Below are 22,794 nucleotides of genomic sequence, written 5' to 3' on the forward strand. Positions count from 1 at the left end.
ATAATTTCAAGCATTTAGAGGCTCGTGCGTTTCTGCCGCATGTCGGCGGGAGGCCTTGCGCCTTTGGGAGGAGGTCAGGCATGAACGTTCATGTGGCCGGTGGCGACGTGGAAAAACGGACGCTGGCGATTGTCGGGGAGTTGAAGGGGCTGGAAGGTCCGCTCCTGCCGATCCTGCATGAAATCCAGGCCGAGTTCGGCTATGTGCCGCAGGACTGTCTGCCGGTGTTGGCGCGCGAACTCAATCTTTCCCGCGCCGAGGTGCATGGCGTCGTCACTTTCTATCACGATTACCGCGATCATCCGACCGGCCGGCACGTTCTAAAACTTTGTCGCGCCGAGGCCTGTCAGTCGATGGGCGGAGACCGTCTGGCCGAGCGCGTCAAGGCACTGCTCGGCATCGATTTCCACCAGACGACGCTCGATGGTGCCGTGACGCTGGAGCCGATCTTCTGTCTCGGGCTCTGTGCCTGCGCGCCTGCTGCGATGCTGGATGGTGAGCTGCACGGCCGCCTCGACGAGAGCTCCGTTCGCGAACTGGTGGCGGAGGCGCGCCGATGACCGTGACGATCTTCGTTCCCCGCGATGCCGCTTCCCTGGCGCTCGGCGCCGAGAAGGTCGCCAAGGCGATCACCGCGGGAATCGCCAAGCGTGGCCTCGATGCCAAGGTCGTCCGCAACGGATCGCATGGCATGTTCTGGCTGGAGCCGCTGGTCGAGGTGCGCACCGAGCATGGCCGCATCGCCTACGGTCCGGTGACGGTGAAGGATGTCGAAAGCCTCTTCGATGCCGGTTTCCTGACGGGTGGCGCCCATCCGCTGCACCTTGGCCCGACCGCGGATATCCCCTTCCTGCGCCAGCAGACGCGGTTGACCTTTGCCCGCTGCGGCATCACCGATCCCCTGTCATTGGACGACTACCGCCAGCATGCCGGCCTCGCCGGCCTGGAAAAGGCGATTGCCATGGCGCCGGCCGATATCGTCAAGCAAGTCACCGACAGCGGCCTGCGCGGTCGCGGCGGAGCGGGCTTTCCGACCGGCATCAAATGGAAAACCGTGGCGGATGCGCCGGGCGACAAGAAATACATCGTCTGCAATGCCGATGAAGGCGACAGCGGCACCTTTGCCGACCGGATGATCATGGAAGGCGATCCCTTCGTGCTGATCGAGGGCATGGCGATCGCCGGCATCGCCACCGGCGCCACCAAGGGCTACATCTATACGCGTTCGGAATATCCGCATGCCATCGCCGCCATGCAGGAAGCGATTGAGATCGCCCGCAAGGCCGGCATCCTTGGCCCTTCGGTTCTGGGTTCCCAGCATGCTTTCGACCTCGAAGTCAGGAGCGGCGCCGGCGCTTATGTCTGCGGCGAAGAAACCTCGCTGCTGAACAGCCTGGAAGGCAAGCGCGGCATCGTCCGCGCCAAGCCGCCGCTGCCGGCGCTCCAAGGTTTCATGGGCCGGCCGACAGTCGTCAACAACGTCATGTCGCTGGCCTCGGTGCCGGTCATTTTCGACCGGGGTGCGACCTTCTACCGCGATTTCGGCATGGGTCGGTCGCGCGGCACGATCCCGATCCAGATCGCCGGCAACGTCAAGCATGGTGGCCTGTTCGAAACCGCCTTCGGCCTGTCGCTGGGTGAAATCATCGATCGCATCGGCGGCGGCACTGCGAGCGGCCGGCCGGTCAAGGCGGTGCAGGTGGGCGGCCCGCTTGGCGCCTATTTCCCGCGCGCCTTGTTCGATACGCCGTTCGACTACGAATCCTTCGCGGCCAAGGACGGGCTGATCGGTCATGCCGGCATTGTCGTGTTTGACGATACCGTCGACATGCTGAAGCAGGCGCGTTTCGCCATGGAATTCTGCGCCATCGAAAGCTGCGGCAAGTGCACACCCTGTCGTATCGGCTCGACGCGCGGCGTCGAGACCGCTGACAAGATCGCCCGGGGCATTGAGCCGGAGAAGAACCGTGTGTTGCTCGCCGACCTCTGCAACACGATGAAATTCGGTTCGCTCTGCGCGCTCGGCGGGTTCACGCCCTATCCGGTGCTCAGCGCCATGACGCATTTCCCGGAGGACTTTTCGCCGGCTCCTGTGGTGGAGGCGGCGGAATGAGCGAGAGCGAAAAAGTCAAAGGCCCGGCATCCTACTTCCCGTCGATCGAGAAGAAGTACGGCCAGCCGATCGAGCACTGGAAGCAGATTGTCCGCACACAGGACGGCAAGCCGCACATGCAGATCGTGGCGTTTCTGAAAGAAACACATGGTCTTGGCCACGGTCATGCCAATGCGCTTGTCGCGGCGACGCTTGCCGAAACGAAATCGTAAAACAACCCAAGTCGCCGCTCGCTGCGGCGCAACGCATTGAACTGGAGGTTCCCATGTCCCTCGTTCCTGAAATCGACTACGGCACGCCGGCATCCCGCTCGGAAAAGATGGTGACACTGACCATCGACGGTCGCGAGATCACGGTTCCGGAAGGCACCTCGATCATGCGCGCCTCGATGGAGGCCGGCATCCAGGTGCCGAAACTCTGCGCCACGGATATGGTCGATGCCTTCGGCTCCTGCCGTCTCTGTCTGATCGAGATCGAGGGCCGCAACGGCACGCCGGCCTCCTGCACCACGCCGGTGGCGCCCGGCATCAAGGTGCACACCCAGACGAGCCGGCTGAAGGACATCCGCAAGGGCGTGATGGAGCTTTATATCTCCGACCACCCGCTCGACTGTCTGACCTGCGCCGCCAACGGCGATTGTGAGTTGCAGGACATGGCCGGCGCCGTCGGCCTGCGCGACGTTCGTTACGGTTATGAAGGCGACAACCATGTCCGCGCCCGCAACAATGGCGATATCAACGCCAAGTGGATGCCGAAGGACGAGTCCAATCCTTATTTCACCTATGACCCCTCGAAGTGCATCGTCTGCTCGCGTTGCGTGCGCGCCTGTGAGGAAGTGCAGGGCACCTTTGCGCTGACCATCGAAGGTCGCGGTTTCGGCAGCCGCGTCTCGCCCGGCATGCATGAGGATTTCGTCTCTTCCGAATGCGTTTCCTGCGGCGCCTGCGTGCAGGCCTGCCCGACGGCGACGCTGACGGAAAAATCCGTCATCGAGATCGGCCAGCCGGAGCACTCCGCCGTCACCACCTGCGCCTATTGCGGTGTCGGCTGCTCCTTCAAGGCCGAAATGCGCGGCGAAGAACTGGTGCGCATGGTGCCGTGGAAGGACGGCCAGGCCAATCGCGGCCATTCCTGCGTCAAGGGACGCTTCGCCTACGGCTATTCGACCCACAAGGACCGTATCCTCAACCCGATGATCCGTGAAAAGGTCTCCGATCCCTGGCGCGAAGTCACCTGGGAAGAGGCTTATGCGCATGCCGCCTCCGAGTTCCGCCGCATCCAGTATCAGTACGGCCGGGAATCGGTCGGCGGCATCACCTCCTCGCGCTGCACCAATGAAGAAACCTTCCTGGTACAGAAGCTGATCCGCGCCGGCTTCGGCAACAACAACGTCGATACCTGCGCCCGCGTCTGCCATTCGCCGACCGGCTACGGTCTCGGCCAGGCCTTCGGCACCTCAGCCGGCACGCAGGATTTCGATTCGGTCGAACATACCGATGTCGTCATCGTCATCGGCGCTAACCCGACCGACGGTCACCCCGTCTTCGGCTCGCGCCTGAAGAAGCGGCTGCGACAGGGCGCCAAGCTGATCGTCATCGATCCGCGCCGCACCGACCTCGTCAAGTCGCCGCATATCGAGGCGGCCTTCCATCTGCCGCTGAAGCCTGGCACCAACGTCGCCGTCATGACGGCGCTGGCGCATGTCATCGTCACCGAAGGCCTCGCCAATGAAGCCTTCATCCGCGAGCGTTGCGACTGGTCGGAATTCGAGGATTGGGCTGCATTCGTTGCCGAAGAGCAGCATAGCCCGGAAGCAATCGAAGAATTTACCGGCGTACCGGCGCATCTGGTGCGCGGCGCAGCGCGGCTGTTTGCCACCGGTGGCAACGGCGCGATCTATTACGGTCTCGGCGTCACCGAGCACAGCCAGGGTTCGACGACGGTCATGGCGATCGCCAACCTTGCCATGGTCACCGGCAATATCGGCCGGCCGGGCGTCGGCGTGAACCCGCTGCGTGGCCAGAACAACGTGCAGGGTTCGTGCGACATGGGCTCCTTCCCGCACGAGCTGCCGGGTTATCGCCATGTCTCCGACGATGCCACCCGCGAAATCTTCGAAAAGCTGTGGGGCGTCGCTCTCTCCAACGAGCCGGGGCTGCGCATCCCCAACATGCTGGATGCCGCCGTCGACGGTTCGTTCAAGGGCATCTACATCCAGGGCGAGGATATTCTCCAATCCGACCCGGACACCAAGCATGTCGCAGCCGGCCTTGCCGCCATGGAATGCGTCGTCGTCCAGGATCTGTTCCTCAACGAAACGGCAAACTATGCCCACGTCTTCCTGCCGGGCTCGACCTTCCTGGAAAAGGACGGCACCTTCACCAATGCCGAGCGCCGCATCAACCGCGTCCGTCGCGTCATGACGCCGAAGAACGGTTATGCCGACTGGGAGATAACACAGAAACTGGCCCAGACGATGGGCCTGGCCTGGAACTACAGCCATCCATCCGAAATCATGGACGAAATCGCCGCGACGACGCCGAGTTTTGCCCTCGTTTCCTATGACTATCTGGACAAGATGGGTTCGGTGCAGTGGCCGTGCAACGAAAAGGCGCCACTGGGTTCGCCGATCATGCATATCGACGGCTTCGTGCGTGGCAAGGGCAAGTTCATCCGCACCGAATATGTCGCCACCGACGAACGCGCCGGTCCGCGCTTCCCGCTCCTGCTGACCACCGGCCGCATCCTCAGCCAGTACAATGTCGGCGCCCAGACGCGGCGCACCGACAACGTCGTCTGGCACGCCGAGGACCGGCTGGAGGTGCATCCGCACGATGCAGAACTGCGCGGCATCCGTGACGGTGACTGGGTCCGGCTCGCCAGCCGTTCCGGCGATACGACGCTTCGGGCGCTGATCACCGATCGCGTCGCGCCGGGCGTCGTCTACACCACCTTCCACCACCCGACGACGCAGGCGAACGTCATCACCACCGACTTCTCCGACTGGGCGACCAATTGCCCGGAATACAAGGTGACGGCGGTACAGATTTCGCCCTCCAACGGCCCGTCCGGATGGCAGGTGGAGTATGACGAGCAGGCCCGCCAGTCCCGCCGCATCGCCGGCAAGCTGGAGGCAGCGGAGTGAGGATGGGCTCCGGAGGCGGGGTGCGGTTGTCTCGCGGGACGCCGCGTGACTATGGTTGCTCGGCTCTTTCGCGGCTTGCGCCGCTCACCCCCTCATCCGCCCTTCGGGCACCTTCTCCCCGCGGGGGAGAAGGGGGTGGAAACGGTGCCGCAGGTATCCCCTTCTCCCCCGCGGGGAGAAGGTCCCGGCAGGGGGATGAGGGGGGCGCCGCCAACCGCAACCCCGGCCGTCCCGAAAACCGGCAGGCCGCCGCATGAGCACGTTCAGGACCACCGCCTCCGCCGCTGAAACCGTCCGCCGCAACGGCGTCGTGCGAAGCGGCGCGCGCATCGTTCCGGAAGAAGTGCCGATCGCCTTCTCCTACGGCGGCTCGACGCATGCGGTGATGATGGGAACGCCGGCGGATCTGGAGGATTTTGCCCTTGGCTTCAGCCTGACCGAGGGCATCATTGCCTCCGCCTCGGAAGTTGCCGGCATCGAAGTCGTGGCGGAAGGGCCGGGCATCGATGTGCAGATCACGCTTGCCGACGATGCCGCCGACGCCTTGCGTACCCGCCGCCGGCATATGGCCGGGCCGGTTGGCTGCGGCCTGTGCGGCATCGAATCGATCGAGCAGGCCATGCGACCGGTGCCGGATGTCGGCAATGTCGCGCTCAACTTCGATGAACGGCAGATCGTCGAGGCGATTGCCCTGCTCAACGGCGCCCAGCCGTTGCATCGCGAAACCCATGCCGTGCATGGTGCCGGGTTTTATATTCCCGGTCGCGGACTGATCGCCGTGCGCGAAGATGTCGGGCGTCACAACGCGCTTGACAAGCTGTGCGGCGCCGTCATCGCCGCCGGGCATGCCGGCGCGCAAGGGGCGGTGGTCGTCACCAGCCGGCTGTCGGTCGAGATGGTGCAGAAGGCGGCGATCCTCGGCAGCGCCGTCCTGATTGCCATTTCCGCCCCGACGGCCCTGGCGCTGCGCACGGCCGAGGAGGCCGGCATGACCCTCATCGCGCTGGTGCGCGGCGAGGATTTCGAGATCTTTACCCATTCGACCCGCATTTTTTCCGGAGTTTCCGCCGATGTCGCATGATGGAACGCAGCAGAAGCTGGTGCGTATGGCCAATCAGATCGCCACTTTCTTCCATTCGCAGCCGGAAGCGGAGCGGGTACAGGGCGTTGCCACCCACATCAACAAATTTTGGGAATCACGCATGCGCCGGCAGTTTTTCGAGATGATCGAGGAAGGCGGCGAGGGTTTCGATCCGCTGGTGCTGGAAGCCGCCGCGCACATCCGCAAGCCGGCGCCGCCTGCCCCGCCGCAGGCCAGCGCCTGATCTGACGAACGGTGTTCGCAGGTTGGTATCGATGTCAGCCCGGCCGACATACGGCCGGTGCGTGGAGCATTCCTGCCCTTCCTGACGCAATTCAGCCGCGCGTCCTTGCCGCAACGACTCAATATTCCTTTTCATAGAAGATACCGGCCGCACCTTCGCCGTTGCCGCCCGCTTCTCCGCGCAGTTTCACGCCGCGGCCGACATCGAGGTTGATGATCGCCTTGCCGCCGCTTTCGCCGCCGCCCTGCAGCTCGATATAGGTGCGGCTGTTCAGGTATTTGCCGGCAGAAACACGCGCTTCACCTTTTTCATCGGTCGAGATGTCGAGGTCGTCGACGCCGAGATTGGAGCGCAGCGCCTGGAACAGCGAGGTCGAGCGGCCGCCGGCCAGCTGGCTTGCGGCATCGGCCAGCTGGGCGATCTGCAGCGCCGAAAGCTTTGACATCGACTGGCCGAAGATCAGCTGCGCCAGGATTTCGTCCTGCGGCAGCGCCGGCGACGACGAGAAGGTGATCGACGGATCGTTGGCGACACCGGCGACGGTGATGGTGATCGCCGTCGAACCGGTGGTGTTGGTCGCCTCGAGGTTCAGCGTCGGGGTCAGCGAGCCGCCGAAGCTGATCTCGCCCGACGTGAAGTCCAGCCGCTTGTTGAGGATGTTCAGCCGGCCACGGCGCATCTCGAAGCCGCCGGAAACCACGGGATCCGTCGCCGTGCCGCGCACGGTCAGCGAACCGCCAAGCTCGGCATCGATGCCGCGTCCGCGCACGAAAATGCGCGAGGGGGCGCTGATCGTCAGGTCGAGGCCGATGGTCGATTGCGTACCGCTGCCGCCTTCGTCCTTCTTGATGGTCTGGGCCTGTTTTTGCACGTCGCGCGGCGCGTTCTTGTGCTTGACGTTGATTTCCGACAGCGAGGCCGGCAGCTTTTCCGGCACGGTGATCGAGGTTTTGCCGAGCCTCAGTTCGCCGCCGAGCACAGGCGCAGTCAGGACCGGCCCCTTCAGCGTCAGGTTGCCGTCGATGACGGTCGCCAGCAGCGTGCCATCGACATAGGCCGCCTTGTCGAGTTTGATGGCGAGGTCGGCGGGAAAACCGCTGCCGCCGGCAAAACCGATCGTGCCGGTTGCCGACACCGTGCCGCCCTGCGCCAGCTGGCCGGACAGCCGGTTGATGGTGGCCCGGTCACGGTCGAGCGAAACGTTCAGGGCAAGGTTGTTGAGGGCGATGTTGCGGCGAACGTCGACCAACGTTGCGCCAGCGGCCGTAATCGTGCCGGCAATATCGGGTGATGCCGCCGTGCCGGCGATGCGTAGGTTCACCTTGGCCTGGCCTTCGAGGCTGAGCCCCTGGCTGGCAAGCTGGGCGGCGGCCACGGAGAAGGGCAAGGTTCCCTCGAAAGCCAGCGCCAGCGGCTGGTTGCCGGTCACGCCCACCGTGCCGCCGCCGCTGAGCGACAGGCCACCGCCGCTGAGGCTGGTATCGATGCGCAGCGTGTTGTCGGCGAAGCGGCCATTGGCTTTGATATCGAAGGCGCCGACACCGGCCGATTTCGTCTGTGCTACTGCGGCATTCGCCCAGGCAAGCTGGTAATCAACGGCAGGTGCCGCCGTCGAACCTCGCACGGCAACCGTGCCCGATATCGTGCCTTCCGCTGCGATGCTGGGCACGAAGGTATTGGCAAGGCTTGCCGGCAGATTGCTGATCTTTGCGTCGATCTGTAATTGTTCGCCGGCACCGCCATTGACGGTGATCGTGCCGTTGCCGGCCCGGATGCCGAGTTTCGACAGGGTGACGTTGCCGCCGGCAATGCGGATGGTCGTCGGGCTTTCGAGCTTGAGGGGCAGCCGTTTCGGTGCGGCCTCGAAACGGTTGAGCGCAACCGTCATGGCACCGCCGGCGCTTTGAATGGAACCGGATGTCAGAAGCGGCGCGCCGTCATATTGCGCCTTCAGGTCGAAGCCGGTTTTGCCACCGCTCTGGGTGATCGCCAATGCCAGCGCCTGGATGCGGTTGGCTCCGGAGCGGATTTCTTCCGCCCGCACCGTGCCATTCGCCGACAGCGCGGCGAGATCGTCGACGGTGAGATCGACCACCGGCTTGACGATGCTGAGATCGTCGCGGCGGATGCCGCTGCCGGAGGCGGAAATCTTTGCCTGCATGATACCGGCATTGGTGGAAAGCGTGATGGCGCCCTTGAGATCGCCCTCGGCGCGCTGGCCGGCGAGCGCCGCAAACAGGCTGAGGTCCGGAATATCGAAGGTCAGTTGCCCGCTGGGCGCAAAGGACGGCGAGAAGGCGAGCGCGCCTTCCAGCCGGTTGCGACCCACCGTCGCCAGCAGTTTTGGCAGGCGTGTGATGCCGTTTTCGGAGATCAGGTCGGCGTCGACGGCGAGTTTTTGCCCGTCGAGCGTGCCGGTCGCCTTGAGTACTGCCTGCGGCGCGCTTCTGTCGGCGACGCCTTTCGCATTCAGCGACAGATCGGTCAGCGTGCGGCCGGCGAGTTCGGCCTTGGCGGCCTCCATCGTCGCGTCGATCGCCAGCGCCGAAGGCTCGCCCTGGATGGTGGCGCGGAATTGAGCCGCACCTTTGGCATCGGCAAGCAGCTTGCCGATCTCGGGCAGCGCGCCCTTCAGGTCGACCGCCAGCAGGCCTTTTTCGAATGTCACCGCGCCATCGGCCTGCAGCGTGCCGCTGGAGGCGATCTTGAGGTTGCTGAGCTCGGTCTTGCCGCCGATGATCGACGAAAGGTCGCTCTCAAGGGTGATCGGCGCGTCGAATTTCGTCGCGGCAGCCTCGGGCAGGGCTGCCGGTTGGATGGTGAATGCCAGGTGCGAGAGAACAGTTTGGGTGGCAAGCGCATAACCGCCATCCAGCCTGCCAGAGATGACCGGGCTTTCGATGGTTGATCCGTCGAAGCCGATCGAGCCGGCCGAAACGACGATCGGTGCGGCGATCGCCAGCGGTCCCTGGACGGCACGGTTGAGATCGGTGCTGACAAATTCCAGGCCCGCGACATCGAGCCTCGTCTCCACCGTACCGGAAAGGGTAGCGATGTCGAACTCCGTGGTTTTGGCGGTGAATTGCAGGTCGGAGAACCGGCCCTCGCTCATCTCGACGCTCTGCAGCGCCGCTCTGAGGTCTGCCGACACCACGGGCGTTGCCGCAAGGCCTGAAATGTTTGCCGTTCCCGACAGCGCGCCCTTGGCGACGATGGCCGGTACGAAGGTGTTGGCCAGGGTGGCGGGGATGTTGGCGATATCCGCCGTCAGCGCCAGCCGCTCGCCGACTGTGCCCGACAGGGTCACGAGACCGTCGCCGACGCGAATAGCGAGGCCTGGCAGGGTAACGGTGCCGTTGGCGATGGTGATGGCCGCCGTACGGTCGAGTTCGAGCGGTACCTTCCTCGGCGCGGCGGACAGGGCGTCGATGGCGATGGTGATGGCGCCGTCGACGCTTTGCAGGCTGCCGGCGGCCAGAAGCGGCGCTTCGTCGTAATTTGCCTTGAGGTCGAAACCGGTCTTGCCGGCTTGCTGTGTGAAGGCAAGCTGCGGCTGGGCCACCGTGTGGCCGCCGGAGGCGATCTCATCGGCGCGGACAGTGCCGCGGGCCGACAGCGCCTTCACGTCGTCGATGGTGAGATCGATGACGGGATTGGCGATCCGCAGGTCGTCGCGGGAAATACCGCTGCCCGACGCGTTGACCACGGCCTGGATACGACCGTCCTGCGTCGTGATCATCGCCGATCCCTTGAGGTCGCCCTGCGCTTCCTGTCCGGCCAGCGCTGCCAGCAGGCCGATATCGGGAAGATCGAGCGTCAGCCGGCCGTCCGGCTCGAACGTCGGCGACAGGACGAGCGCGCCTTCGATCCTGTTGGCGCCGACCTGCGCCAGAAGCTTCGGTATGCGGGTCGCGCCGTTTTCGGACAAAAGATCGGCATCGACATTGATCGTCTGGCCGCCGAGTGCGCCGGATGCCTTGACGGTTACCTGCGGCGAAGCCGGGTCGGCCTTGCCTTCCGCGGAAACCGAAAGATCCGTCAGCGCACGTTCGCCGAGCGCCGCCTCGCTGGCGCTCAGGTTGGCCTTGAAGGCCATGGCGGAGAGCGGGCCGTCGGCCGAAACGGAAAAATCGACGATGCCGCGGGCATCGGCGACGAGCTTGCCGAGATCCGGCAACCGGCCGGTGAGATCGGCAGTCAGCGTTTCGCCGTCCAGCGCAACATTGCCGGAGGCTTCGATGGTGCCGGATTTCAGCGTCAGGCCGCTCACCTCAGTGCGGCCGCCGATCGTGGCGCTCACATTGCCCTCGGCGGCAATCGTCGTTTCGAACTTGGCGGCCAGGGCATCCGGCAGGACGGATGGAACGGCAAACAGGCGGAAGGCCGTCGCCAACGTCTTGTCTGCAAGCGTATAGCGGCCGGTCAGCGTTCCGCCGATGCTCGGGCTTTCCAGGGCAATCGCGTCGAAGGCGATGGCATCCGGCGAAACGGTGAGCGGTGCGGTGATCGTCAGCGGCCCTTCTACGGCGCGATCGATATCGGGGCTGACAAACGCCGTCTCTGCGACGGAAAAGCGTGTCTGGATGGTGCCGGAACGTTCCGTCAGGTTCAGCGCATTACTTTTGGCGTCGAGCCGGAGTTGGCCCAACCGGCCTTGCGGCAGGTCCACCTGCTCCACCGCTGCCGACAGGTCGAGTTTTGCGGCTGCAGCCTGCCCCGTCAGCGACAGGTCGATACCGCTGATCAGTAACCGCGCCTCGCCATCGGCAAGCGGCCAGCGGAAATCGATCGGGCCGGCGGCGCCGATCAGATTGGCCTTCAGGCTGTTGTCGCCGTTGGGGTTGAGTTCGCCGGAGGCTGCCAGCAGGAGATTGCCGGTGGCGATGTTGCCGCTTTCGATGCTGAGGCGGCCGGTATCGTCGAAGCTTGCGGCGACGTCGATTTCCGTGCTGCCGGCAAACAGCGGCCGGAAGCTTGGCGGCAGCAGCGAATCGAAGGTTCCGCCGCCCTTGACCGCGATGCGATGCGCTCCCCCGGTCGATTGCTGGTGTCGAGCATCGACATTCAATACCGGCTGCCCATCGAGAGAAGCCGCCAGCTTGCCGGCCCAATCGGACAGCGGTCCCGTGCCGTTGACCTTCAAGGCGATAGCCGGACTGTTCGGCAGGCGCAGCAGGCCGGCAATCAGCCCACCCTGCGGTTCGGCAATGTCCGCATCCAGCGCCAGGCGGTTTTCGGACGGAACGAAGGCTATTTCGGCACGCGCCTTGGCTTCCGGCAGGTCCTTGCGGTTGGCAGAAAACTGCGTGGTGATCCCCGCGCCGTCGGCGTGCAGCGAACCGTCGGCGGCAAGCGCAAAATCGCGGCCGGCAAGTGCGGAACCCAGGGTGATATCGGGCAGCGAGAGACGGGTGATGTCGATGGCGACCGGCAAGGACGATCCGCCGCCGTCTTCAGCCGGCGGCGGCGTCTGCGTGACGATGGGTGCGCGGACGATGCTGACCGAACCGGCCGAAACGAGGTCGACCTTGAAGGTGCCGCCAAGCAGGGAGAGCGGCGACCAGTCTACGGCGATATCACGGACCTCGGCAAAGGTGCCCTGGCTATCGGCTACGGTGACCTGATCGAGCCGCAGGCGGCCGGTCAACAGGCCGGAGGGCGTGCCAAGCGTGATCACCCGATCCGGCGTCGAGGCAAGCTGCGACACCTGATCGGCGGCAAAACGGGCGCCGAACGGCGTCAGGCCGACCACGAGCACGCCGATCACCAGAAGAACGACGGCAGCCAGAACCGCGTAGGCGGTAAGGCGCAGGAGCCGTTTCACGATGCGAATCAGAATAGCCATTGGACGCGATCTTATCCGAAGTTTGCGCTTGCTTTGAGGTCGGGCGGATCAGAAAGCCTGGCCGATGCCGGCATAGATCCCGTAACTGCTGCCCCCCTCGTATCGATTGAGAGGCACGGCGACATCGAGCCGTATCGGCCCGAACGGTGTGGCGTAACGGATACCGAGGCCGGCGCCGATGCGTACGTCCGAAAAATCCGGAAACATCTTTTCCGAAACGGTGCCGGCATCGACGAAAGGAACCAGGCCGATCGAATCGGTGATTTTCACCCGCGCCTCGGCAGAGACCACGGCGTAAGACCGGCCGCCCGTCGCATCGCCCTTGGCGTCGTAGGGGCTGATCTCCTGATAGGCGTAACCGCGCACCGAGCCGCCGCCGCCGGCATAAAAACGCCGCGTCGCCGGGATGTCTTCGAGGTTGCCTGCCCCCACCAGCGTGCCGAGCGACGCCTTGCCGGCGAAGACGACACGATCTTCGGCGCCGAGCGATTGATAGCCGGATACCGAACCTTCGAAAGACGAGAAGAACGTGCTGCCGAAGATTTCGTAGCTGGGTTTTGCCGCCAGCGTTGCGCGATAGCCTTCGGTCGGATCGAGCTTGTTGTCGCGGGCGTCGCGCGCATATTCGAGCGGCAGCGAGAAGGTCAGGTATTCATTGTTGCCGAAGGCATCCTCGGTATCGGAATAGCTGAGTTCGACGCCGGCGGACGCCGTGTCCTGGTCGGAAAGCTCGTATGCGATGCCGGTTGCCGCCGTCACCGTGTTGGCGAGATAGGAATCGGGATGTTCCGTCTTCGCCTTGATGCTGGCGTTCAGCGTCGCCGAAGGCAGGATGAAACCCGGCTTGGAGAAGATGATGCCGGCGGAATAGTCCAGGTCCTGGTAGCCGGTGGCTTCGCCGAGGCGCGACACGGCGGCCTCCAGGCGCAGCGATTCCGCCCGGCCGAACAGGTTGCGATGGCCCCAATATCCCTGCAGGCCGAAACCGTCGATGGTCGAATATTGTGCGCCGACCCCGAAATAACGATGCTTGCCTTCGGCAACGGTGATGTTGACCGGGATCGTGCCATCCGGCGACAGCGTATCGCCCTCTCGCACGGTGACGCTGGAGAAGACGCCGAGCTGGCGCAGCCGCTCGCCGGCCTTCTTCAGGTTTTCCGGATTGTAGGGCCGGCCTTCGTTGATGCGCGAATAGGTGCGGATGAACTCCGGATCGACGCTCTTCTGGCCGTTGACGCCGACATTGCCGACCGGTGCGACGGGACCACCGCTTGCCGTCAGCACGACATCGACCTGGGCCGTCTCGTGGTCGGCGACGACGCTGCGATTGTCGAGCTTTGCGAGCGGTCGACCCTCGTTCTTCAGATCCTCGACGATGCGGTCACCCGCCTTCAGGATGATCAGCGAACTGGCGTCGCCACCCTGCACCAGGCCGTAGTCGGCGGGGTTGCGGCCGAGCGCGTCGCCCTCGAAACGGATGTCGCCGAGCGTGAAGGCGGGGCCGGGCTTGATCTCCACCGTCACCGGCACCGGCCGCGACGGGTCGAAGACCGGCGTCGGCGGTAGCTGGTCGATGTCGGTACCATCGACGAGAACGGTGACAACGCCGCCATAACGGGATTTTTCGTAGAGCGTGGCGATCAGCCGGTCGCGATCGTCGCGCGCCTTGATCACCAGGCCGAGATCGCCAGATACCGGCTTGTCCTTGTCCTGGATGAGATGGGAGGCGTTTTCCAACGCGGCTTTCAGGTCGTCGTCGGCAGCTTCGGCATTCAGTGTGACGGAATAATTGACCGGATCGATAACGTCGACCGTCTGCTCTTCCTCACCCCAGAGCGTGATACCGAACAGCTTGAAAGCATGGGCTTCCGTTGCAAAAACCGGGCACAAGAGGGCGCTTGCTGCAACCGTGACGACGGTGCCCGCTCTCCGATACGCAATACTCTCTTTCGGCTTACACAGGGTTTTCGGCATACGCGGTTTTTTGTTTCAAGCCCATTATGACAGCCAAAGCCTTGATCCGTCGTTAACGCGGACATTAACCTTAAAAATCCGCAACGTGTACCTCTTTTAGCCGCACCCGACCCAAAACGTCATTGCAAAAGAAAAGTCCCGGGAAAGACCCGGGACTTCGAAAGTCGATCTGCAACCGAAAGTCGGCAGGTATCAGTAGCCACCGCGCGGGCAATCGTCGATGTAGCGACGGCCGTAACGGTCACGATAGTAGCACTGGCCGGGCTGGTCGGCGACGCTGCCGATGACCGCACCGGAAACACCGCCGATGGCTGCGCCAACAGCTGCGCCACGAACGTCGCCGGTGATGGCACCGCCGATGATCGCACCCGAAACAGCACCGATGCCGGCGCCCTTTTCAGTCTGGGTGCAGCTTGCAGCCGACAGACCAACCAACAGAAGCACGATGGCCTTCTTCATGAAACTCTCTCCACAGTTAATGACCGGCGTCCCCAATCCGCGTCGTCCGGGTTCCCGGTACACGCAGATCTGCCGATATACGGCAACGCTTACCGGCGAAGATAGACTTGAAAATAGGGAAGTCTACTAGGCACAAGGGATTTTTTTGCTGTTCCTTTCCAGCTTGTGCGTCGTATCACGCCGGCTGCTCAGTATTGCGACAGTTGCAGCCGGAAAAAAGTGCCCTGTGCGAAAACTAGCGATTGATCGCACTGGAAAAAAGACAAATGATGCTTTCCGTGTCCGGGAGAGGCACGAGGAGGAACAAGATGGCGAAAGTGACATTGACGGTGAATGGCCGGACAGTGAGCGGAGAGTGTGAGGAGCGCACGCTTCTCGTGCATTTCATCCGCGAAAAGCTGGGGCTGACGGGAACACATGTGGGATGCGACACCTCGCAGTGTGGCGCCTGCGTGGTGCATATGGACGGTCATTCGGTGAAGAGCTGTTCCATCCTGGCGGTGCAGGCTTCCGGCTCCACCGTCACGACCATCGAGGGGCTGGCCGGCCAGGGCGAGCTGCATCCGGTGCAGGCTGCCTTCAAGGAACATCACGGCCTGCAATGCGGCTTCTGTACCCCCGGAATGGTGATGACGGCGGTCGACATGATCAACCGCCACGGCGGCAATCTCGATGAAGCCACCGTTCGCGCCGAGCTGGAAGGCAATATCTGTCGTTGCACCGGCTACCACAACATCGTCAAGGCCGTATTGGCTGCCGACGCGGAGATGTCCGCCGGCCGTCAGGCTGCCGAATAATTCGCGAGACGACTGGCTGACGCATAGCCTCGGTCCGATTTTGCACATCCGTGGCATGCCAAGCCTGACCACCCTGGAGGATATTCAATGGGTATTGAGGGAATTGGTGCGCGCGTTACGCGCAAGGAAGACAAACGCTTCCTGACCGGCAAGGGCCGGTATACGGACGACATGGTCGTCCCCGGCATGAAATACGCCTACTTCATCCGCAGTCCGCATGCGCATGCCAAGATCCAGTCCATCGACACGACGGCTGCCCAGGGCATGTCCGGTGTCATCGGCATTCTCGACGGCAAGCAGCTTCTGGCCGATGGCATCGGTAATCTGATCTGCGGCTGGATGATCCACTCCAAGGATGGATCGCCGATGAAGATGGGCGCCTGGCGTCCGCTCGCCGCCGAAACCGTACGTTACGTCGGCGATGCCGTCGCCATCGTCGTTGCCGATACGCTCGGTGAAGCGCGTGATGCGGCGGAAGCCGTGGTCGTCGAATACGCGCCGCTGGACGCCGTGGTCGAAGCCGTCGACGCGTTGAAGGACGGCGCGCCGCAGCTTCACCCGGAAGCCGCAAACAACCTTATCTTCGACTGGCAGATCGGTGATGCCTCGGCGGCCGACAAGGCGATTGCCGAAGCCGCACACGTCACCTCGATCGAGATCCACAACAACCGCCTCTCCCCCAATCCGATGGAGCCGCGCGCGACGCTCGGCATCTATGACGGGGCGGAAGACCATTACACCTGCTACACGACGAGCCAGAACCCGCACGTCGCCCGCCTGGTCATGAGCGCCTTCTACAATGTCGCGCCGGAAAACAAGCTGCGCGTCATCGCCCCCGATGTCGGCGGCGGCTTCGGCTCGAAGATCTACATCTACCCGGAAGAGATCGTCTGTCTCTGGGCTTCGAAGAAAACCGGCGTGCCGGTGAAATGGACTTCGGACCGCACCGAAGCCTTCCTGACCGATGCGCATGGCCGCGACCATGTCTCGCAGGTGAAGATGGCCTTCGATGCCAACAACCGCATCACGGCGCTGAAGGTCGATACCATCGCCAATCTCGGCGCCTACATGTCGCTGTTCTCTTCGGCAGTACCGACCTACCTCTATGCGACGCTGCTTTCCGGGCAATACGCCATCCCGGCGATCCACGCCAATGTGCGCACCGTCTATACCAACACGGTGCCGGTCGATGCCTATCGCGGCGCCGGGCGGCCGGAAGCGACCTACCTGCTGGAACGGACCATCGAGACCGCGGCCCGCGAACTCGGTGTTTCCCCGGCGGAATTGCGACGCACCAACTTCATCCGCTCCTTCCCCTACCAGACGCCGGTCATCATGAATTATGACGCCGGCGACTACGAGGCGTCCCTGAACGCTGCCATGTCCGCTGCCGACTGGAACGGTTTTGCCGCCCGCAAGGCGGAAGCCGCTGGCCGCGGCAAGAGGCGCGGCATCGGCATGAGCTGCTATATCGAAGCCTGCGGCATCGCGCCGTCGGCGGCGGTCGGTTCGCTCGGCGCCGGTGTCGGCCTGTGGGAATCGGCAGAGGTGCGTGTCAACGCGGTTGGCACGGTCGAAGTGCTCACCGGCTCGCACAGCCACGGCCAGGGCCACGAAACCACCTTCGCGCAGCTGGTCGCCGACCGGCTCGGCGTGCCGATCGACAACGTCAACATCGTCCATGGCGATACCGATAAAGTGCAGATGGGCATGGGCACCTACGGCTCACGCTCCGGCGCCGTCGGCATGTCGGCGATCGTCAAGGCACTCGACAAGGTCGAGGCCAAGGCGAAAAAGATCGCCGCGCATCTGATGGAGGCCGACGAAAGCGACATCGTCATCGAAAACGGCGAGTTGAAGGTCGCCGGCACCGACAAGACGCTGCCGTGGTTCCAGGTGGCGCTTGCCGCCTACACCGCCCACAACCTGCCGGCCGGCATGGAACCGGGCCTGAAGGAGGGCGCCTTCTACGATCCGTCGAACTTTACCTTCCCCGCCGGCTGCTACATTGCCGAAGTGGAAATCGATCCGGATACGGGCACGACGGACATCGTGCAATTCGTCGCCGCCGATGACTTCGGCAACATCATCAACCCGATGATCGTCGAAGGGCAGGTGCATGGCGGTATCGCCCAGGGCATCGGCCAGGCACTTCTGGAAGGCGTGCACTACGACGAAAACGGCCAGCTTCTGACCGCGAGCTTCATGGACTACGCCATGCCGCGCGCCGACGACCTGCCGTCGTTCACGCTGTCGCACCAGAACACTCCATGCCCGGGCAATCCGCTCGGCATCAAGGGTTGCGGCGAGGCCGGCGCCATCGGTTCGCCGCCGGCGTTGATGAACGCGATCACCGATGCCATCGGCACCAACACACTGACGATGCCCGCCACGCCGCAAAAGGTGTGGAAGGCATTGCAGGCGGCTCATTGAGGGAGGAAGACCATGTACGCGACCAGTTACCATCGTGCCTCCTCGGTCAGTGAAGCGGCTTCGCTGCTTGCCGCCACCGACGAAGCGAAATACGTCTCCGGTGGGATGACGCTCATCCCCACCATGAAACAACGGCTTGCCGCGCCGACCGCCCTGGTCGATGTTCGGCGCATCGCCGACATGAAGGGCATCCACATCGACGGCAACCGCGTGCGGATTGGCGCGGCGACACCGCATGCCGAAGTGGCGGCGTCCAGTGCGCTAAAGTCGGCCTGCCCGGCCGTCACCGTGCTCGCCGGCCTGATCGGCGACCCGCATGTGCGCCATATGGGCACGATCGGCGGTTCAATCGCCAACAACGACCCGGCGGCGGATTATCCGGCGCTGGCACTGGCCCTTGGCGCGACGATCGTTACGGACCGGCGGGAGATTGCGGCCGACGATTTCTTCACCGGCCTGTTCGAAACGGCGCTGCAAGCGGGCGAACTGGTGACGGCCATCTCCTTCGAGCTGCCTGAGAAGGCGGGCTACGCCAAGTTCCGCAATCCGGCCTCGCGTTACGCCATGACCGGCGTCTTCGTCGCCAAGCGCGGCGGCAGCGTCCGGGTCGCGGTGACGGGGGCCGGTGCCGACGGCGTGTTCCGCCAGGCAGACATGGAAGCGGCCCTTTCCGGGAACTGGTCGGCCGATGCGCTTTCCGGTGTCGCGGTGTCCTCGTCCGGCCTGCTGTCCGATATCCATGGTGATTCGGAATACCGCGCCAACCTGGTCAAGGTCATGGCCAAACGGGCGGTCCAGGCCGCCGGTTGAGGCTGATCGGGCACTTTGATCATCCGAATGAATAGAAGGACGGCTGCGGCCGTCCTTTTTCATGGAAACTTGACGTGCATCAAACTGCCGGAAGCGACAATCGGTTAGGGGTTCTCTGGAATAATTCAAAAAAGTGGGCCTTTTGCCGCAGACAATGCCTATTGCCGGCCAAAGGGGTTGACGCTAGAGCCGGCAGAAATAAAACGGTTCTAAAGTTCTGGAGCAGACACATGGATTTCGAGGCGTTTTTCAAGGGCGAGTTGGACGAACTTCACAAGGAAGGTCGTTACCGCGTGTTCGCCGATCTCGAGCGGCACCGCGGCAATTTTCCGCGCGCGACCCGTCATGCCGGCGGCGAGCAGAAAGACGTGACGGTCTGGTGTTCCAACGACTACCTCGGCATGGGACAGCACCCCAAGGTGATCCAGGCGATGAAAGATGCCATCGATCACTGTGGCGCGGGTGCGGGAGGCACCCGGAATATCTCGGGTACCAGCCACTACCATGTTCTGCTTGAGCGCGAGCTTGCCGATCTGCACGGCAAGGAAGCAGCTTTGATCTTCACCTCCGGTTATGTCTCCAACTGGGCGGCGCTGGGCACGCTCGGCCAGAAGATCCCCGGCCTGATCATCTTTTCCGATGCGCTGAACCATGCCTCGATGATCGAGGGCATTCGTTACGCAAAATGCGAACGCGTCATCTGGAAACACAACGATCTCAACGACCTCGAAGCCAAGCTGGCCGCGGCCGATCCGAACGCGCCAAAAATGATTGCCTTCGAATCGGTCTATTCGATGGATGGCGACATCGCCCCAATCAAGGAAATCTGCGATCTCGCCGACAAATACGGTGCGATGACCTACCTCGACGAAGTCCATGCCGTCGGCATGTACGGCCCGCGCGGTGGTGGCATTGCCGAGCGCGAAGGCCTGATGGACCGGCTGACGGTGATCGAAGGCACGCTCGGCAAGGCATTCGGCGTCATGGGCGGTTACATCGCCGCTTCCGCAGCGCTTTGCGATTTCGTTCGGTCCTTCGCTTCGGGTTTCATCTTCACCACGGCGTTGCCGCCGACGCTCGCCGCCGGTGCCATCGCTTCGATCCGCCACCTCAAGGTAAGCCCTTTCGAACGCGCCCGCCATCAGGACCGCGTCCGGCGCCTGCGGGCACTGCTCGACAAGAACGGCATTCCGCACATGGACAATCCGAGCCATATCGTGCCGGTCATGGTCGGCGATGCCGCCAAGTGCAAGTGGATCTCGGATATCCTGCTCGACAGTTTTGATGTCTACGTCCAGCCGATCAACTATCCGACGGTGCCGCGCAAGACCGAACGCCTGCGCATCACCCCGACGCCGCTGCATTCCGATGCCGATCTCGAACATCTCGTCGGCTCTTTGCATCAGCTCTGGGCGCGTTGCGCGCTGGCCCGCGCCGTCGCCTGATCAAACTGAAGTTTTCGCAACATGTGTGTGCGGGTCGTGAGGTCACGGCCCGCATCTTTTATTTGGCGGGCTGCAGCGAAATCCCGGTCAGCGGGCAGCAATAACTTCGGCGGCGCGGGCACGCGCTTCGGCATCGGCGGCGAACACATCGTCGATGACCTTGGCCGGTGCAACGTCCACCATCCGGTCCATCACCGTCTCGACCACCTCTGCCATGTCGAGGAAACCGATGCGGCTGCCGACGTAAGCATGGAACGCCGTCTCTTCGGCGGCATTCATGATGGCGCCCTGCAGGCCGTCCCGCTCGAGCGCCAGTCGTGCCAGCCGCAGCGCCGGGAAGCGGACCTCGTCCGGCGCCTCGAAATCGAGCCGCGCCAGCTTGGCGAAGTCGAGCCGTTCGACATCCAGGGGCGACCGCGACGGATAGGTGAGCGCATAACCGATGGCGGTGCGCATGTCCGGGCAGCCCAACTGGGCGAGCACCGATCCGTCCGTATAACCCACCATGGAATGGATGATCGACTGCGGATGGACAATCACCTCGATCTGGTCCGGCCGGACGTTGAAGAGGTGTTTCGCCTCGATCATCTCCAGCGCCTTGTTGAACATCGAGGCGCTGCCGATGGAGATCTTCAGTCCCATCGACCAGTTGGGGTGGGCACGCGCCTTTTCGGCGGTGACATCGGCCATCTGCTCGCGTGTAAAGGTCCGGAAAGGGCCGCCGGATGCGGTGAGCACGATCCGCTCGATCGCATGGCGCTGGTCTTCCTCCAGCACCTGGAAGATGGCACTGTGTTCGCTGTCGACCGGGATCAGCCGGCCGCCGGCCTTGCCGATGGTATCGACGAACAGCGAACCGGCCGAAACCAGGCATTCCTTGTTGGCAAGCGCAATGTCGGCCCCGCGCCGTGCCGCAGTCAGCGTCGGCGCAAGGCCGGCAGTGCCGACGATGGCGGCCATCACCCATCCGGCATCCATCGCCGCGGCTTCCAGAAGTCCGGAGGGACCAGCCGCAACGGTAATGCCGCTGCCCGCCAGCGCATCCTTCAGCGCGGCATACTGGCTCTCGTCGGCGGTGACCGCGAGTTTTGCCCCGAAAGCGATGGCCTGTTCGGCCAGAAGCGCAATATTGCTGCTGCCGGTCAACGCCAGCACCTCGAAGCGTTCACGTCCGCCAAGCTGGCGGATGACGTCGAGGGTGTTGGTACCGATGGAACCCGTGGAGCCGAGAATGGAGAGACGGCGTTTTCGGTCGGCACCGCTTGTCATGGCGTTTTCCCGTTTTTTTTCCTTGTCCATGGCTCTATACAGAATCGCCATCTACAACAAGCAGATATGGTATATCGCCTTGCCAGCGTCTGCCGTCTTCAACAGATCACAATCGGTCGTTATCAGCGACCGATGTTTTTTGCCTGAAGCCGATGCGTCAAGGCTCAAGGAATCTTTCATGCTGAAACTGCTCGCCTCCATCGCGGCCCTTCCCCTGCTTGCCAGCGTCGCCATCGCTGCCGATCCGGTTCCGTTCGAGCTGACCGGCCAATGGCGGGTGGAAATCCTTGATTTCGCAACGAAGACACCGGCGCCACCGGCGATCATCGAGATCAAGCCCGACAGGACGTTTTCCGGTTTTTCCGGTTGTAACCGCTATTCCGGTGCTTTCCAGCTTGAACAGGACAAGATCACCTTTGCCGCGCCGGCAGCCACGAAGATGATGTGCGCGCCTGCCGCCATGGAGCAGGAAGGCAAGTTCCTGAGCCTGCTCAACGGCGCGCTGACCTGGAAGACGGATGGTCGCAGCATCCTGCTTTCGAACGGAACGCAAACCGTGCTGCGCCTGACGCCGCCGACCCAGGAGGCTGACGTGACCATCCGCGTTCCCGGCGCCGAAAGCGTTGACCGGCAGACGGTCCGTTACGCCTGCGGCGACAAGACCGTCGATGCGGAATACATCAATGCCGGCCCCGTCTCCATCGCCCGGCTGACCATCGGCGACGATTTTGTCGTCGCCGCCAATGTGCTGTCCGGTTCGGGCGCAAAATATGCCGGTGGCCGCTATATCTGGTGGGCCAAAGGCAACGAGGCGACACTCTACGATCTCTATCGCGGCACCGATGCCGACGGGATCGCGTGCGTTCCCGCACCATGATCGTCCCCGGGGGCCTTTGACAGGCCGGGGCACTCTGCTAGAGCAAAAGGAACCATCTGCAGGAGAACAAGGCATGACCACCGGCGACAAACCAGCCTCCACCGTAACGGTGGCGCAATTGCGCAACGGCCGCTGGGGCTTCATGCTGAAATTCCGTGGGATCACCTATCCGGTCCAGGGACAGTTCGCGACGAAGGAACAGGCGCAGATGCTGGGCGCCGCCGCCCTGCAGGCGCTGGAAAACCCGAAGCCGCGCTGATCCCACCGCGCCGCCATACCCCTTACCATCTTCTTCCCTGACG

16 protein-coding genes and 1 pseudogene are annotated in these 22,794 nt (G+C 63.5%); 12 read left to right on the forward strand and 5 right to left on the reverse strand.

The window, feature by feature from the left end; genetic code table 11:
• The first annotated feature begins 80 nt into the window (after window positions 1–80).
• Genes ACSQ3I_RS08120 through fdhF form a run of 4 tightly spaced genes read left to right on the forward strand, consistent with a single transcriptional unit; the run spans window position 81 to window position 5,258 of the window.
• Window positions 81–560, forward strand: coding sequence for a formate dehydrogenase subunit gamma (locus tag ACSQ3I_RS08120; protein ID WP_435997749.1), 480 nt, complete (start codon window positions 81–83; stop codon window positions 558–560).
• Window positions 557–2,113, forward strand: coding sequence for a formate dehydrogenase beta subunit (locus ACSQ3I_RS08125; protein WP_435997751.1), 1,557 nt, complete (start codon window positions 557–559; stop codon window positions 2,111–2,113). The genes ACSQ3I_RS08120 and ACSQ3I_RS08125 overlap by 4 nt, the downstream gene beginning before the upstream one ends.
• Window positions 2,110–2,325, forward strand: a complete 216-nt coding sequence (locus ACSQ3I_RS08130; protein ID WP_435997753.1) for a DUF4287 domain-containing protein — start codon at window positions 2,110–2,112, stop codon at window positions 2,323–2,325. The genes ACSQ3I_RS08125 and ACSQ3I_RS08130 overlap by 4 nt, the downstream gene beginning before the upstream one ends.
• A 53-nt stretch (window positions 2,326–2,378) precedes the next feature.
• Window positions 2,379–5,258, forward strand: a complete 2,880-nt coding sequence (gene fdhF / locus ACSQ3I_RS08135) for a formate dehydrogenase subunit alpha (RefSeq protein ID WP_435997755.1) — start codon at window positions 2,379–2,381, stop codon at window positions 5,256–5,258.
• Between the two features lie 70 nt (window positions 5,259–5,328).
• Here the strand turns inward: fdhF and ACSQ3I_RS08140 are convergent.
• Window positions 5,329–5,478: pseudogene (locus tag ACSQ3I_RS08140) on the reverse strand (endonuclease domain-containing protein); the annotation flags it as partial.
• Window positions 5,479–5,511: 33 nt separating this feature from the next.
• Here ACSQ3I_RS08140 and fdhD point away from each other — a divergent pair.
• Window positions 5,512–6,339: a formate dehydrogenase accessory sulfurtransferase FdhD gene (gene fdhD / locus ACSQ3I_RS08145; protein ID WP_435997757.1), complete on the forward strand. Its 828-nt coding sequence runs from the start codon at window positions 5,512–5,514 to the stop codon at window positions 6,337–6,339.
• Entirely contained in the window at window positions 6,329–6,583 is a 255-nt protein-coding gene (locus tag ACSQ3I_RS08150) for a formate dehydrogenase subunit delta (protein ID WP_435997759.1), read from the forward strand. The genes fdhD and ACSQ3I_RS08150 overlap by 11 nt, the downstream gene beginning before the upstream one ends.
• Window positions 6,584–6,701: 118 nt before the next feature.
• On the opposite strand, the gene ACSQ3I_RS08155 is transcribed toward ACSQ3I_RS08150, so the two are convergent.
• The 3 genes from ACSQ3I_RS08155 to ACSQ3I_RS08165 form a co-directional block, all read right to left on the reverse strand.
• Window positions 6,702–12,428 (reverse strand): translocation/assembly module TamB domain-containing protein, encoded by a 5,727-nt coding sequence (locus ACSQ3I_RS08155; protein WP_435997761.1) that lies wholly within the window; start codon window positions 12,426–12,428, stop codon window positions 6,702–6,704.
• Between the two features lie 48 nt (window positions 12,429–12,476).
• Window positions 12,477–14,402 carry an autotransporter assembly complex protein TamA gene (locus ACSQ3I_RS08160; protein ID WP_435997763.1) on the reverse strand — a complete coding sequence of 642 codons (1,926 nt, stop codon included), beginning with the start codon at window positions 14,400–14,402 and terminating at the stop codon, window positions 12,477–12,479.
• A 192-nt stretch (window positions 14,403–14,594) separates the two neighbouring features.
• Entirely contained in the window at window positions 14,595–14,861 is a 267-nt protein-coding gene (locus ACSQ3I_RS08165; RefSeq protein ID WP_435997765.1) for a YMGG-like glycine zipper-containing protein, read from the reverse strand.
• Window positions 14,862–15,169: 308 nt separating this feature from the next.
• Between ACSQ3I_RS08165 and ACSQ3I_RS08170 the strand changes: the two genes are divergently transcribed.
• From ACSQ3I_RS08170 to hemA, 4 genes are all read left to right on the forward strand, one after another.
• A complete protein-coding gene (locus ACSQ3I_RS08170; protein WP_109459365.1) occupies window positions 15,170–15,658 on the forward strand; it encodes a (2Fe-2S)-binding protein in 489 nt (162 codons plus the stop codon).
• Window positions 15,659–15,745: 87 nt separating this feature from the next.
• Window positions 15,746–18,091 (forward strand): xanthine dehydrogenase family protein molybdopterin-binding subunit, encoded by a 2,346-nt coding sequence (locus tag ACSQ3I_RS08175; protein ID WP_435997768.1) that lies wholly within the window; start codon window positions 15,746–15,748, stop codon window positions 18,089–18,091.
• 12 nt (window positions 18,092–18,103) lie between these two features.
• The gene (locus tag ACSQ3I_RS08180) at window positions 18,104–18,901 is read left to right on the forward strand and encodes an FAD binding domain-containing protein (protein WP_435997770.1); all 798 of its coding nucleotides are present in this window, start codon (window positions 18,104–18,106) and stop codon (window positions 18,899–18,901) included.
• Window positions 18,902–19,131: 230 nt separating this feature from the next.
• The gene (hemA, locus tag ACSQ3I_RS08185; protein ID WP_435997772.1) at window positions 19,132–20,346 is read left to right on the forward strand and encodes a 5-aminolevulinate synthase; all 1,215 of its coding nucleotides are present in this window, start codon (window positions 19,132–19,134) and stop codon (window positions 20,344–20,346) included.
• A gap of 87 nt (window positions 20,347–20,433) precedes the next feature.
• Here the strand turns inward: hemA and dxr are convergent, their stop codons facing one another.
• Complete coding sequence (gene dxr, locus ACSQ3I_RS08190; RefSeq protein ID WP_435997774.1) at window positions 20,434–21,615, reverse strand: 1-deoxy-D-xylulose-5-phosphate reductoisomerase; 1,182 nt, start codon at window positions 21,613–21,615, stop codon at window positions 20,434–20,436.
• A gap of 178 nt (window positions 21,616–21,793) precedes the next feature.
• On the opposite strand from dxr, the gene ACSQ3I_RS08195 reads away from it, so the two are divergent.
• Window positions 21,794–22,492 carry an META domain-containing protein gene (locus ACSQ3I_RS08195; protein ID WP_435997776.1) on the forward strand — a complete coding sequence of 233 codons (699 nt, stop codon included), beginning with the start codon at window positions 21,794–21,796 and terminating at the stop codon, window positions 22,490–22,492.
• A gap of 73 nt (window positions 22,493–22,565) precedes the next feature.
• Window positions 22,566–22,751 (forward strand): hypothetical protein, encoded by a 186-nt coding sequence (locus ACSQ3I_RS08200; RefSeq protein ID WP_435997778.1) that lies wholly within the window; start codon window positions 22,566–22,568, stop codon window positions 22,749–22,751.
• Window positions 22,752–22,794 lie beyond the last annotated feature (43 nt).

Origin of the sequence: Rhizobium sp. LjRoot30, assembly GCF_964253915.1 — a bacterium.
In the GTDB taxonomy this organism is placed as follows: domain Bacteria; phylum Pseudomonadota; class Alphaproteobacteria; order Rhizobiales; family Rhizobiaceae; genus Metarhizobium.